The following is a 13,013-nucleotide window of genomic DNA, read 5'->3' on the forward strand; positions in this document are numbered from 1 at the left end:
CTCACTGGTCCATCCTCTCGCCCTGGTGTGCGCTGTCCTCGTGGACGAGGACGACTCCGGTGGGGCTCGGCAGGTCGAGCACGGTTGCCGGAGCGTCGGGCGGCAGTGGGGAGACCTCGAAGACCGCCACCGTATGGCTGCTCTCGTTGGACACCCACAGCAGCCCGCCGTCGAGGGTGATCGCCCGCGGCCAGACCCCGCCACAGTCGAACTCCGCGACCGGTGTCAGCGTGCTCTCGATGGGGTCCAGATCGAAGGCGGCGACGGTGTCGACGCCGCGGCTCGCCACATAGATCCGGCTGCCGTCGGTGTCGATGCCCGAGGGCTGCACATGCCCGTCTCTGGTCGAGGTCGGCACGACATCGGCCTGCACCCAGTCGTTCCCGTGCCGTTTCCCGAGCCACAGCTGTCCGCTGAGCTCCAGTGCGACCACCAGGTGATCCTGGGCGACCACCAGATGCCGTGGACCGGAGCCCGCCGGAAGCCGGATCGGATCGTGGGCCGGATAGAGCACTCCCTCGGAGGTCAGACGCAGCCGGTGGATCTGGTCGCCGCCGAGGTCACAGCACAGGATCTCGTCGCCGACCATCACGATCTGGTGTGCGTGCGGGCCTTCCTGCCGATCGGTCACTGGACCGCTCCCGACCAGCCCGAGGTGGTCGCCGAGCTTGGCGAGCGTGCCGTTCGCGGCGATCGCGACCACCGACACGATCCCGGACACGTAGCTCGCCACTATCGCGTGCCGGCCGTCTTTGGTGATCGCGAAGTGGCAGGCCCCGTCGCCGGCGACTTCGACGGTCGAAAGAAGTGTCAGCGAGCCGTCGCCATTCCAGCGCAGGCTGCTGAGTGTGCCGGGGTTGGTCTCCCCGGCGGCCAGCAACACCGGCAGATTGGGGTGGCGGACGAGCCAGGTGGGGGAGCGAAGCTCCGCGACGGCGACCGGGTCGAGCTGCACCTGGCGCCCGGATCCGACGTTCAGCAGCGAGGTGACGCCGGTAGCGGTGCCACCGGCTTCAGCCGTATAGCCGCCGACGAAAACGTGACGCAGACCAGATGTGGAGGACACGCCGTCTTGGATATCACACGGCACCGACTGCGGGCCGCACAGTGGACAGGTGGAATCTGATGTCCTGCCGCCGGTGCTGCGGCAGACGCTGGACGACTACGTCGATCATCTGACCCGCGACCGAGACGTATCCGAGCACACCGTGCGGGCCTACCGCGGCGACCTGTTCGATCTCTTTGCTCACCTGCAGCGACTCGGTGCAGACGATTTGTCCGGTCTGACGGTCCGATCGCTGCGATCCTGGCTCGCTAATCAGCAGACTCGCGGGCGGGCGCGCGGCACCCTGCAGCGGCGGACCGCCGCCGTCCGGGTGTTCGGTCGCTGGGCGGTGCAGACCGGTCGCCTGACCGAGGATCCTGCTGCCGGCCTCCGGTCGCCGAAGCGGGTTCGTTCGCTGCCGCCGACGCTGGAGAGTGCTGATGCGGCGGCGATGCTGGCCGAGGCATTGACCGTTGCCGCCGAGGGGGGCGGCCCCAGCGCGGACCGTGACGTGGCGATCCTCGAGTTGCTCTATGCCACCGGTATCCGGGTCTCCGAGCTGTGCGGTCTCGATCTGGGCGATCTGGCTGAGGGACGACAGACGGTACGGGTGCTTGGCAAGGGCAACAAACAACGCACCGTGCCGTACGGGAACCCGGCCGCCCGGGCCTTGAATGCCTGGCTGGCGGTACGCGGTCAGCTGGCGGTGCCTGAGGCTGGCGCGGCGGTCTTCGTCGGGGATCGTGGCAAGCGGATCGATCAGCGGGTGGTACGCCGGATCGTCCATCGCGCCCTGCGGGTGGTCGATGGTGCACCCGACCTGGGGCCGCACGGGTTGCGGCATGCGATGGCTACCCATCTGCTCGAGGGCGGTGCCGACCTGCGCAGTGTTCAGGAACTCCTCGGCCACGCATCTCTGGCCACGACGCAGATCTATACCCACGTCTCCGATGCCCGGCTGCGCGCCGCCTTCCAGCAAGCCCATCCCCGCGCCTGAACCTGGTGTGCGATGGCTCGACGTCAGCTGTGAGCGTCGGGATCGCGTTTGTGCTCGACCAGATCGTCGGCGATCTGCCCGGAATGAGCGGAGAAGACCTGGGTTTCCACGCCCAGACGCTCCATCCGTTGGACGAAGGCGACGTGGTGTTGGTCGAAGAGTTCGAGGCGCTCCTGGATGTACTTGTCCGACGCCCTCCACTTCCGATCGAGTTCTTGCCAGCGTCGGTCGCTATCGTCCAGCCGCTCGTTGAACTGCTTGGCGGACTGCTTGCGCTGTCGGTCGTAAGCCTGGAGCTGAGCGTCGAACTCGCGCACTGACTTTTCGAACTTTCGGTCGCGCTCGGCAAACCGTTCATCGAACTCGCGTCCGGATTCGGCGAGCTTGGCGTCGAACTCTCTCCTGCGCTCGGCAAGCTGCTCATCGAACTCGCGCTCGGTCTTGGCGAGCTTCTTGTCGGATGTGCGTTCGGACTCGGCAAGCTTGGCGTCGAACTCCCGCCTCGTCTCAGCGAGCCGCTGGTCCGCCTTCTCCAACTCCACGAGAAACTGCTCGTGGTGCTCGTCGAGCACCCGTAGCCGCGCCGCGAACTCCTCGTCGTTCATCTCGGGCATCCCTTCACCGCTCCTTCGTCAGGGTACTCAGAACATCGTCATGGGGTTGGCGAGGCGGCCGTTGACCCAGAGCATCAGGTGCAGGTGACAGCCGGTGGAATAGCCCGTGGTGCCGACGTACCCGAGCAGCTGCCCACGCTTGACCACGGTGCCGCGGGACACGACATAGCGCGTCGCATGGTTGTAGCCGGTCCGGATCTGCCGACCGTTGATCTTGTGGTCCAGCATCAGCCGATGCCCGTAAGCGGAGTTGTAGTAGACGCTGGCCACCCGGCCGTCGGCGGGAGCGCGGATCGGGGTGCCGCAGGCGGCGCCGAAGTCGGTCCCGTCGTGCAGCTTCCAGACGTGCAGCACCGGGTGGAACCGCATCCCGAACGGCGACGTGATCCCACCGGGCACGGGTCGGGACAAGCCTCCCCGCGTGGTCGGAAGACTGACGAACGTACTCACCTCCTGCTCGGCGACCCGGGCCTCGACTGCGCGCCCAGCCGCTCGCCGGGTCGCTGTCGGGGTTTGATCGGCCGGCAGCAGTCGCAGCACGGATTCGCCACCGATCATCAACAGCGGATTGAGATACGTGTCGCCGCGCTTGAGACCCCAGTGCAGACAGTGCCCGCTGCAATGGCCGCCGCTGCCGATCCGGCCGATCACCGCACCCGCTTTGACCTGGTCGCCGACCGCAGCCAAGGGCTCCACCGGCTCATACGTCGTGCGCACCGATCCGTGGTCCACGACCACCACTCCGCGCCCGGCCAGTCGACCCGCATAGGTCACCCGACCGCCCGCTGCCGCCAGCACGGCAGCCCCACGGTGTGCGGCCAGATCGACTCCCCGATGCCCGGCCAGCCAGCGTTGCGCCGGTGGATCGAAACCCTCGATCACTCGCACGGCACCCGTCAGTGGCCATTGCCCGCGCGGAACGGCCTCGGCGACCGCAGGCGTCGGGGTCGAGGCCAGGAGCAGCGCGGTCAGCGCCATCGTGAGGACCGCCAGCCGCCAGAACGTCAGATTCAGAGGGAGCTTCACACCCAGACAATGCGTACGTCGGCACTGTTTCGTACGGCCCCTTCGGCAATCTGTGGATGACGCTCGAGACGCCACAGAGCCTGTGGATAACTGTGCCGGACCGGCTCGCGGGATCGGCTAGACTGATCCAGCGGCCCCGCCATCGGGGCTGACTTCGCATGTCCACACTCCCGGGGTCTACTTCGGGGCGGCGGGGCACGGTCTCAGCACGGTGAGCAGTCACCGAGTCGAGAGCCGCGTCGCGTGGGCATCAGGCGGCACCGAACGGCTCGGTGCCGAGCAACCGTACGCCGGCACAGGGTGCCGGTAAGGAAGGACCACGGCCATGGCCGTCGTAACCACGCGCCAGCTGCTCGAGAGCGGCGTTCACTTCGGGCATCAGACCCGTCGTTGGAACCCGAAGATGAAGCGGTTCATCTTCACCGAGCGCAACGGCATCTACATCATCGACCTGCAGCAGTCGCTCACCTACATCGACCGCGCGTACGCGTTCGTCAAGGACACCGTCGCCCGTGGCGGCCAGGTGCTCTTCGTCGGCACCAAGAAGCAGGCCCAGGAGGCCATCGCCGAGCAGGCGACCCGGGTGGGCATGCCGTACGTGAACCAGCGCTGGCTGGGTGGCATGCTGACCAACTTCCACACCGTGATCAAGCGGATCCAGCGCCTCAAGGAGCTGGAGGGCATGGACTTCGACGACGTCGCGGCCTCCGGTCTGACCAAGAAGGAGCTCCTCGGTCTCCGTCGTGAGAAGGAGAAGCTGGAGAAGACCCTCGGCGGCATCCGCGACATGCCCAAGACCCCGCAGGCGGTCTGGATCGTCGACACCAAGAAGGAGCACCTGGCCGTCGACGAGGCCCGCAAGCTGCGGATCCCCGTCATTGGCATCCTGGACACCAACTGCGATCCCGACGAGGTCGACTTCGCGGTGCCGGGCAACGACGACGCCATTCGTTCGGTCGCGCTGCTGACCCGGGTGATCGCCGACGCCGTCGCAGACGGTCTGGTGTCCCGCTCAGGCGGCAACACCGGTGTCGCGACCGGCACCGAGGCCGAGCCGATGCCCGATTGGGAGCGCGAGCTGCTGGGTGCTCAGGACGAGACGCCTGCGGTGCAGACCGTGGCCGAAGAGGCCGAGGCAGTCGCCGCGGCTCCCGATGCCGCGCCGGTGCCGTCCGACGAGATCCCTGCGGTCGTGGCCGCCGAGGCCGACGATGAGACGCTGCCGACCGAGCAGAGCGAGCACCGCGGCGAGGCCTGAGCTTCCGCTCAGCCGCCAAGGCACACATGTCCACCGTTCACGTCCGCGTGAACGCAACGAACTGACTAACTTGAGGAACGAGAACTGATGGCGGGATTCGCCGCAATTGATGTGAAGAAGCTCCGGGACGCCACTGGCGCCGGGATGATGGATGCGAAGAAGGCGTTGACCGAGGCCGACGGCGACTTCGACAAGGCGATCGAGCTGCTCCGGGTGGCCGGGCAGGCCAAGGCCGCCAAGCGTGGCGCCGAGCGTTCGGCCACCAACGGTCTGGTCGTCTTCGCCGACGGAGCGCTGGTCCAGCTCGGCGCGGAGACCGACTTCGTCGCCAAGAACGCCGAGTTCCAGGCGTTGGCCGACGAGGTCGTGAAGGCTGCCGCTGCGGCCAAGGCCAATTCGGTCGAAGAGGCCAACGCGGCCGCCCTCGAGTCCGGCAAGACCGTGGCCGAGGCCGTCAGCGAGCTGGCCGCCACCATCGGCGAGAAGCTCGAGGTCGCCAATGCGGCGTACTTCGACGGGCAGACCGCGGTCTACCTGCACCGGCGGTCCTCGGACCTGCCGCCGCAGGTGGGTGTGGTTGTGCAGTACGAGGGCGACGACTCCTCGATCGCCCGCACCACCGCGATGCAGGTGGCCGCCATGCGCCCGCAGTACCTGTCCGCCGACGAGGTGCCGGCCGAACTGCTCGACAACGAGCGGCGGATTGCCGAGGCCACCGCCAAAGAGGAGGGCAAGCCCGAGCGCGCCGTCCCGCGGATCGTCGAGGGCCGGGTGAACGCGTTCCTCAAGGACGTCTGTCTGCTCAACCAGCCGTCGGTCACCGACAACAAGACGCCGGTGCAGAACCTGCTGGACAATGCTGGTGTGAAGGTCACCCGGTTCGTCCGGTTCGAAGCCGCGGCCTGACCGATCCTCCACCAGCACCTGTCCGTCCATCACCCCAGGAGAGCTCGTGACTGAGACCCGTTCCTACCAGCGAGTTCTGCTCAAGCTCTCCGGGGAGGTGTTCGGCGGCGGCCACGTCGGAGTCGATCCGGACGTGGTCGCCGGTCTGGCGCAGCAGATCGCCCAAGTGGTCGCCGGCGGCGTTCAGGTGGCGGTGGTGGTCGGCGGCGGCAACTTCTTCCGTGGTGCCGAACTGCATGAGCGCGGTATGGAACGCGACCGGGCCGACTACATGGGCATGCTCGGCACGGTGATGAACTGCCTGGCCCTGCAGGACTTCTTGGAGAAGGCCGGGGTGCAGACCCGGGTGCAGACCGCTATCACGATGGGTCAGGTGGCCGAGCCCTACATTCCGCGGCGCGCTGAGCGGCATCTGGAGAAGGGCCGGGTCGTCATCTTCGGCGCCGGCTCCGGGATGCCGTACTTCTCGACCGACACGGTCGCTGCGCAGCGAGCACTGGAGATCAGTGCCGAGGTGCTGCTGATGGGCAAGCAGGGCGTCGACGGCGTGTACGACGCCGACCCCAAGACCCACCCCGAGGCGATCAAGTTCGATCACCTCAGCTACGACGAGTACCTGGCCCGGGACCTCAAGGTCGCCGACGCGACCGCGATCAGCATGGCCCGCGACTATGCGCTGCCGATGATCTTCTTCAGCCTGGACACCCCCGGCTCCATCGTCTCTGTTGTCGCGGGTGAGAAGATCGGGACGACCGTTCACGCCTGACCGAAGGCGTCCATGCTTACTGAGGAGCAGTTTTTGTGATCCCCGACATCCTGACCGAGGCCGAGCTCAAGATGGACAGCGCCGTCGAGTACGCCAAGGAGGAGTTCGCCGCGATCCGGACCGGACGGGCGCATCCGGCCATGTTCGCCAAGCTCACCGCGGAGTACTACGGCGCCCCCACCCCCCTCCAGCAGCTGGCGAGCTTCCAGGTGCCGGACGCCCGGATGGTGCTCATCTCCCCGTACGACCGCTCGTCGATGAACGCGATCGAGAAGTCGATCCGCGACTCCGATCTCGGTGTGAACCCGTCCAACGACGGCCACGTCATCCGGGTCACGCTGCCCCAGCTGACCGAGGAGCGCCGCAAGGAGTACATCAAGCTGGCCCGGCACAAGGCGGAGGAGGCGCGGATCTCGATCCGCAACCATCGCCGCTGGGCCAAGGATGCCCTCGACAAGCTGGTCAAGGACAAGGAAGCCGGCGAGGACGAGGTCAACCGCGCCGAGAAGCAGTTGGACCAGATCACCAAGACCTATGTCGACCAGATCGACGAGGTGCTCAAGAACAAGGAAGCCGAGCTCCTCGAGGTCTGATGTCTGCGAGCGACAACCCCTCGCCCGCCCCGCCGGCCGGCCAGGGCCACGGCAGAGCCGGCCGCAATCTGCCGGCCGCCATCGGGCTGGGTGTGGTGCTGGGCGCGTACGTCGTCCTCAGCCTGATCTTCTTCAAGCCGGCGTTCGTGCTGCTCGTCGCCGTCGCGCTGTCGATGGGCTCACTAGAGCTGTATCACGCCTTGAAGCGGCACGGCATGAATGCCGCCATCCAGCCGATCATCGTTGGCACCTTGGCCATCTCGATCGGCTCCTATCTTGCCGGCCGGCAGCAACCGGTGGTCTTCTCCACCACGAGTGTGCTGTTGGCGGCCCTGGCGTTGACCGTGCTTGCCGCGTTGATCTGGCGGATCCCCGGCGGTTCCAAGGGCTATGTCAACGACGCCGCCGCCAGCTTGTTCGTGATCGCGTACGTGCCGATGCTCGGCTCCTTCGCCGCCTTGATGCTGGCCGGGGAGCACGGCGTGGCCCGGATGGTGACGTACATGCTCGTGGTGGTGATGGGCGACACCGGCGGGTACGTGCTCGGGGTGCTCTTCGGGAAGCACCCGATGGCACCGAGGATCAGCCCGAAGAAGTCCTGGGAGGGCTTCGCCGGCTCGATGCTGTTCGGCATCGTGTCCGGGATCTTGATGCTGGTCTTCGCGTTGCACCAGCCCTGGTGGGTCGGTCTGATCCTGGGCGTCTGCCTGGTCGGCGTCGGCGTGATGGGTGACCTGATCGAGTCGTTGATCAAGCGTGACCTCGGGATCAAGGACATGAGCTCGATCCTCCCCGGTCACGGTGGGGTGATGGATCGTCTGGACTCGCTGCTGGTTGCGGCGCCAGTAGCCTGGTTGATCATGTATCTATTGGTGCCCGGCGGATGAGCAAGCCGCTTCCGCTGATCTTGGAATCGCCCCGGCGGGGTCAGCCGCCGAAACACTGGGCCGATCTGACCCCGGCTCAGCGCCGGGAGTCCATCGAGGCGGCCGGCCACCGGGCGTTCCGCGCCCGGCAGCTGTCGGCGCACTACTTTGAGGGTTTGCGGACCGACCCGGCCGAGTGGACCGATCTGCCCGAGACGGTCCGCGCATCGCTGGCTGAGGCGTTCATGCCGCAGCTGTTGCGTGAGGTACGCACTCAGACCGCCGACGACGGCGACACGGTCAAGACCCTGTGGCGGATGTTCGACAACGCCATGGTCGAGAGCGTGCTGATGCGCTATCCGGACCGGGTCACCATGTGCGTGTCCAGTCAGGCAGGCTGCGGCATGGCCTGCCCGTTCTGTGCCACTGGCCAGGGCGGTCTGCAGCGTAACCTCAGTCAGGCCGAGATCGTCGAGCAGGTGATCGACGGATCGCGGCGGCTCAAGGCCGACGGCGACCGCGTCAACAATGTCGTGTTCATGGGCATGGGCGAGCCGATGGCCAACTACAAGGCCGTGATCGGTGCGGTCCGGCAGCTCGTCGCACCGAATCCGGACGGTCTGGGGATGAGCGCGCGCGGCGTCACGGTGTCGACCGTCGGGCTGGTGCCTCGGATGCAGCAGCTGGCCACCGAGGGGATTCCCGTCACCTTGGCGTTGTCGCTGCATGCTCCCGACGACGAGCTGCGCGACGAGCTGGTGCCGATCAACACCCGGTGGAATGTCGACGAGGTGATCAACGCCGCTTGGGAGTACGCGCGGCAGACCAAGCGCCGGGTCTCGATCGAGTACATCCTGATCCGTGACGTGAACGACCAGGCATTCCGGGCCGATCTGCTGGCCAAGGTGTTGAAGCGTCGCGGCAACTGGGGCTGGGTGCACGTGAACCTGATTCCGATGAATCCCACTCCCGGCTCGCGCTGGACCGCCTCGCGACGCCGCGACGAGGAGGAGTTCGTCCGTCGGCTGCGCGACAAGGGCGTGCCCGTCACCGTCCGCGACACCCGTGGACGTGAGATCGACGGTGCCTGCGGTCAGCTGGCCGCCCACGAGAGCTGAGCCCCAGCGGCCCGGCCGGACGTCTTGCGCCCATGAGATACAGACGACCGGCGGTTGAGCGTGTCGGGAGCCCATAGGCCGCAAACGATCAGCACGATGACGACCGCGTTGGCCGAGACCAGTTCTTGTGGCGCAGCCACGACCTGACGTGTCCTCATCGGCATGCCCACTTGGCGGCGTCAGCAGCAGGGTCCATACTGGTCTTGTCTGGCGCATTCGACGTCAGGAAGTGAGCCCGAGACCCGTCCGGACGGACGTGGCGCTCGGGTTTCGCGTTTGTCAGACTCTGATGGTGGCGGTGACGATCGGAGCGATACGGTGCCGCCAGTCTCCGCCGCGTGCCCAGCACCAGGCGATCACATCAGGGATTGCCAGCATGGTTGTGAAGCAAGCGACTGGTGGCTGTAGGTAATCGAGGTCTCCTTGAGTGCTCGCGCTGTTGCAGAGATGGCGCGGGCGTCTCGCGCGACGAGGGTCTCGTCGAGGTCAAGGACGAGATTGGTGGCGTGTTTCTGCGCCGCAAGTTCAACGATCGACCACGTAGCTCTTGGCCTTGGTCTCATCAATGAAGAACTGGGCGCCCACCTCACAGAGCATGCCGTGGAGGTCCGACACTCGTCAGGTGTTGTTCTCGGCCCACTCGAAGGGATCGGCACCGATCTCGGCAAGCCAGTCATAGGTGAGGATGTCGCTGCCGCAGCGCCATTGCTCGGGGGTGGTGGTGTGCAGCCAGTCGAGTGGTTCCACGCCGCCGGGATTGCCGCCGTCGAGCGCCAGTCGCAACGCTGATGACAGATCGTCGTCGACCTGAGTGGTCCGAGACGCGGGGTCGACGGACACGAACAAGGCGGTGCCCGAGCGAGCGACGAGATCGAGGAACTGGCGGTTCTTGTGCCAATCGGTGTGCAACGTGCTGGGCACGCAGTCGGCGTCGACGGTGAAGAACCGGTTGTGCTGGGCGAGGCGGAAGGCCAGTGTGTTGATCCCTACGCGACGGGTGCGTTCCCAGATCAGACCGGAGGTGTCGTCGCCGATCCGCTGAGCGTGGGTGAGCCCGGCGGCGAGATGACCGACCACGTTGCAGCCGAGCAGGACCGCGTCCCCGGCCGCGGCGCGGATGGTGTCGTACAGGCGGACCAGTACCTCTGCGTTGGTGAGCTTGTCGTCTGCCGGTGCCCAGCCGCGTAGCGGTGCGGACTCACTGGCGGGGAGCCAGGGACGACCGGTGATCGAGGGACCCATCGCCGACCCCCATCGGCCGAAGGCGTCGTAGGTCGAGAAGTCGTGCTTGATCAGCTCGAAGCCCCACTCGACGAACCGGCCGATGTCCTCGCTGACTTGGTCGACGGTCGCGGGGTGAGAGGGATCGAGGGCGTACGCGTCGTCGCGGGGTGTGCTGGCGCCGCGGGCAGGAGGCGACTCCAGGGCGAGAGGGCGATACCAGATGCCGGGTCGTACGCCCTCGGCGCGAACACCATCGGCGAGCTCGGACATCTCACCGAACTGCGGTCGACGCGGCCGATGCCACGGCCCCGCCGACACGATGCGACCGTCCGCCGCCCCGCCCTGACCCCACCCCTCGTCGACCACGCCGAACGGCCGCACCTGGTGATCGCCGACGAGTTCGGCGATCGTACGGGCATCCCGCAGCACCGCGGTGGCATCGAAGCCCTTGCCATAGGCGTAGTAGTAGTTGTTGGCGCCGACCAACGGGGTGTCAGGCAGCAGCGGATCCGAGCACAACAGCCCGGTCAGCGCGCTCTGGACGGCGAACGGCCGCTCGACGCCGCGAACTGCCCGGATCGTCGCCGCGTGCAGTCGCCTCCCACCGAGCTGCACCGGACTGTCACCGGCCCGGAGGTCGAGCCACAACGAGACGCCCTGGGTGTCGACGGTCCAGAACGCGAACGTCCCGCCGCGGACCTCGACCCCCGCACCGGACGTCTGGCCGGTCGCACGATCGTGAGCCAGATACAGCCATGGCAACGGGCGCTCAGGTCTGACACCACGCCATTCCAGGTCGCCGTAGGTCCGCTCCCAGGCATCGCCGACGACCATTGCGCCGGCCGGCAGCGGCTGCTTCCATCGCAGCCCGATCCGCGCGAGGCCGCCCGGCGCTTCGACCTCGACCCTCAACCCTCAACCCTGCGCCGACCTGCGTGAGTGTGATGTCGGCACCGGCGGACTCGGGCCGCTCCCAGCCTCCGTACGGCTCTCGTTGCGCCAGCATCAGATCCGGCTCTCGAACCTCGATCTCGAGGCTGGGTGCTGTCGTCGGTGCGGTGGTGATGCTCACGTGCCGATTCTGCCCTGACTGGCCACCGGGGCCTGGTGTCAGCCGCCGCTGTTGATATAGGCGGCGATCTTGTCGGCGAACTTCTTGGCGCTGTCGCCGGCCTTGATCGACTTGTCGATCTCGGTGGCGAGATTGGCCGAGACGGCAGGCTTCGACGCGATGACGAGCGGGATGCCGTAGCCAGCCTTGGCGACGTCGTTGAACCAGGAGCCGTGGTCGGGACCACCCTCGGTGACGATCTCGTCCAGACCGGTGACCGAAGCGACGGCGTTGCCACCGCCGCTCAGTCGTGCCTGCTGCCCGTCCTTGTTGCAGAACCGGGTCGCGAACCACATGGCCGCCTCGGGATCTTTCGCCTTGCTGTTCACCCCGACTGCCGCCATCGCCACCAGGGATGGTCCGAAGCTCTTGCCGTCGGCAGAGGGGAACGGGGCGATGTCGTAGCCGAACTTGAGTTTGCGCAGGTTGGGCAGGATCCAGCGACCCATCTGGCAGCTCGCCAACTGCTGGCCGTAGAACAGCGCGTCGATGCCCTGTCCCTTCGGCAGCGTGCCGCCGAAGGTGATCTTGTCGGCGGCCATCCCCTCCCACAGCCACTCCAGTGTCTCCAGCGCCTTCGGGTCCTCGTTGAAGACCGCCTTGTTGTCCTCGTCGAAGGCGGTGCCGCCGAGGCTGGTGATCCAGCTGCTCATCGGGCTGAACGCGCCGGCCTCGAGCACCATGCCGCGCTTGCCGGTGGTCTTCATCTTGGTCAAGAACTCGTCGGCGGCGTCGCGAGTCCAGGTGCCTGCCTCGAAGTGCTCCGCGGGGGTCTTGCTCAGTCCGGCCTCTGCGACGAGGTCCTTGTTGAACCAGAAGACCAACGGGTTGCAGTCGGGGAGCAGACCATAGATCCCGTCTCCGTCGAGCGGCTTCACCCAGTTCATCAGACTCTCGTACGTGTCGGAGAGCTTCAGTGGCGAGTCCGGCTTGTTGACGAACTCGGTGAGGTCGACCACAGTCTTGGACTCGATCAACTTCGCCATGCCGTTGTCGGGGACGTAGAAGACGTCTGGCGCCGCGCCGCCGGCCAGCTGGGTCAACAGCTTCGTCATGTAGTCACCGACCACCAGCTGCCAGGTGACCTTGGTCTGGTACTTGGCCTCGTACTCCTTGCTGATCTGCTTGAACCGCTCGGCCTCGCCCGGGTTGGCCCACGACGCCCAGGTGACGGTCCCGCCGGTGCCGACCGTGCCGGCACTCTCGTTCTCGGCACCGGGCGTACCACTCGAGCCGCTGCCACAGGCCGACAAGAGGCCCCCGCCGCCGACCGCGAGCCCGGCCAGTGCCGTGCCCCTCAAGATGTTGCGCCTGGTCAGCGACCGATCGAACGCTCCGCTCACGGATCCTCCTTGATTCCGGACACAGGCCGAGACTGACCTGCGACGACTGCTGCTGTGAGGTCTGGCGCTGCCCGATCGCAACTCTTGCGGTGTCGATCTCGCCTTTATAAGGTTAAAAGACAGCAGTTGTAAGGCTAAAATCGAGT

General features: G+C 66.8%; 12 protein-coding genes. 7 read left to right on the forward strand and 5 right to left on the reverse strand.

Annotated features, from left to right (window positions below):
* Position 1: 1 nt before the first annotated feature.
* On the reverse strand, positions 2–1,066 hold the full coding sequence (locus tag MLP_RS07285; RefSeq protein ID WP_013862394.1) for a lactonase family protein: 1,065 nt from the start codon (positions 1,064–1,066) through the stop codon (positions 2–4).
* A gap of 49 nt (positions 1,067–1,115) precedes the next feature.
* On the opposite strand from MLP_RS07285, the gene MLP_RS07290 reads away from it, so the two are divergent.
* The gene (locus tag MLP_RS07290) at positions 1,116–2,042 is read left to right on the forward strand and encodes a tyrosine recombinase XerC (protein ID WP_013862395.1); all 927 of its coding nucleotides are present in this window, start codon (positions 1,116–1,118) and stop codon (positions 2,040–2,042) included.
* Between the two features lie 23 nt (positions 2,043–2,065).
* Here MLP_RS07290 and MLP_RS07295 read toward each other — a convergent pair whose 3' ends face one another.
* Complete coding sequence (locus MLP_RS07295) at positions 2,066–2,614, reverse strand: hypothetical protein (protein WP_156821075.1); 549 nt, start codon at positions 2,612–2,614, stop codon at positions 2,066–2,068.
* Positions 2,615–2,683: 69 nt separating this feature from the next.
* Complete coding sequence (locus tag MLP_RS26170) at positions 2,684–3,682, reverse strand: M23 family metallopeptidase (RefSeq protein ID WP_013862397.1); 999 nt, start codon at positions 3,680–3,682, stop codon at positions 2,684–2,686.
* A gap of 325 nt (positions 3,683–4,007) precedes the next feature.
* Between MLP_RS26170 and rpsB the strand changes: the two genes are divergently transcribed.
* The 6 genes from rpsB to rlmN all read left to right on the forward strand — a co-directional run bounded on the left by rpsB (position 4,008) and on the right by rlmN (position 9,189).
* Positions 4,008–4,940 (forward strand): 30S ribosomal protein S2, encoded by a 933-nt coding sequence (gene rpsB / locus MLP_RS07305; protein ID WP_013862398.1) that lies wholly within the window; start codon positions 4,008–4,010, stop codon positions 4,938–4,940.
* 87 nt (positions 4,941–5,027) lie between these two features.
* Positions 5,028–5,846, forward strand: coding sequence for a translation elongation factor Ts (gene tsf / locus MLP_RS07310; RefSeq protein ID WP_013862399.1), 819 nt, complete (start codon positions 5,028–5,030; stop codon positions 5,844–5,846).
* Between the two features lie 46 nt (positions 5,847–5,892).
* Positions 5,893–6,612 carry a UMP kinase gene (gene pyrH, locus MLP_RS07315; protein ID WP_013862400.1) on the forward strand — a complete coding sequence of 240 codons (720 nt, stop codon included), beginning with the start codon at positions 5,893–5,895 and terminating at the stop codon, positions 6,610–6,612.
* A gap of 71 nt (positions 6,613–6,683) precedes the next feature.
* On the forward strand, positions 6,684–7,205 hold the full coding sequence (frr, locus tag MLP_RS07320; RefSeq protein WP_407939009.1) for a ribosome recycling factor: 522 nt from the start codon (positions 6,684–6,686) through the stop codon (positions 7,203–7,205).
* Positions 7,205–8,092 (forward strand): phosphatidate cytidylyltransferase, encoded by an 888-nt coding sequence (locus MLP_RS07325; RefSeq protein ID WP_013862402.1) that lies wholly within the window; start codon positions 7,205–7,207, stop codon positions 8,090–8,092. The genes frr and MLP_RS07325 overlap by 1 nt, the downstream gene beginning before the upstream one ends.
* Positions 8,089–9,189: a 23S rRNA (adenine(2503)-C(2))-methyltransferase RlmN gene (gene rlmN / locus MLP_RS07330; protein ID WP_013862403.1), complete on the forward strand. Its 1,101-nt coding sequence runs from the start codon at positions 8,089–8,091 to the stop codon at positions 9,187–9,189. The genes MLP_RS07325 and rlmN overlap by 4 nt, the downstream gene beginning before the upstream one ends.
* A 618-nt stretch (positions 9,190–9,807) precedes the next feature.
* Here the strand turns inward: rlmN and MLP_RS07335 are convergent.
* Both MLP_RS07335 and MLP_RS07340 read right to left on the reverse strand, forming a co-directional pair.
* Positions 9,808–11,325 (reverse strand): alpha-amylase family protein, encoded by a 1,518-nt coding sequence (locus MLP_RS07335; RefSeq protein WP_013862405.1) that lies wholly within the window; start codon positions 11,323–11,325, stop codon positions 9,808–9,810.
* 198 nt (positions 11,326–11,523) lie between these two features.
* Positions 11,524–12,867, reverse strand: a complete 1,344-nt coding sequence (locus MLP_RS07340) for an extracellular solute-binding protein (protein ID WP_013862406.1) — start codon at positions 12,865–12,867, stop codon at positions 11,524–11,526.
* Positions 12,868–13,013 lie beyond the last annotated feature (146 nt).

Source organism: Microlunatus phosphovorus NM-1, from assembly GCF_000270245.1.
Taxonomy (GTDB): domain Bacteria; phylum Actinomycetota; class Actinomycetes; order Propionibacteriales; family Propionibacteriaceae; genus Microlunatus; species Microlunatus phosphovorus.

What these genes read in the sequence shown, in the direction of transcription:
- frr (WP_407939009.1), top strand. Translation starts at nt 6,684, where the DNA reads ATGGACAGCGCCGTCGAGTACGCCAAGGAGGAGTTCGCCGCGATCCGG.
- MLP_RS07325 (WP_013862402.1), top strand. Translation starts at nt 7,205, where the DNA reads ATGTCTGCGAGCGACAACCCCTCGCCCGCCCCGCCGGCCGGCCAGGGC.
- tsf (WP_013862399.1), top strand. Translation starts at nt 5,028, where the DNA reads ATGGCGGGATTCGCCGCAATTGATGTGAAGAAGCTCCGGGACGCCACT.
- rpsB (WP_013862398.1), top strand. Translation starts at nt 4,008, where the DNA reads ATGGCCGTCGTAACCACGCGCCAGCTGCTCGAGAGCGGCGTTCACTTC.
- rlmN (WP_013862403.1), top strand. Translation starts at nt 8,089, where the DNA reads ATGAGCAAGCCGCTTCCGCTGATCTTGGAATCGCCCCGGCGGGGTCAG.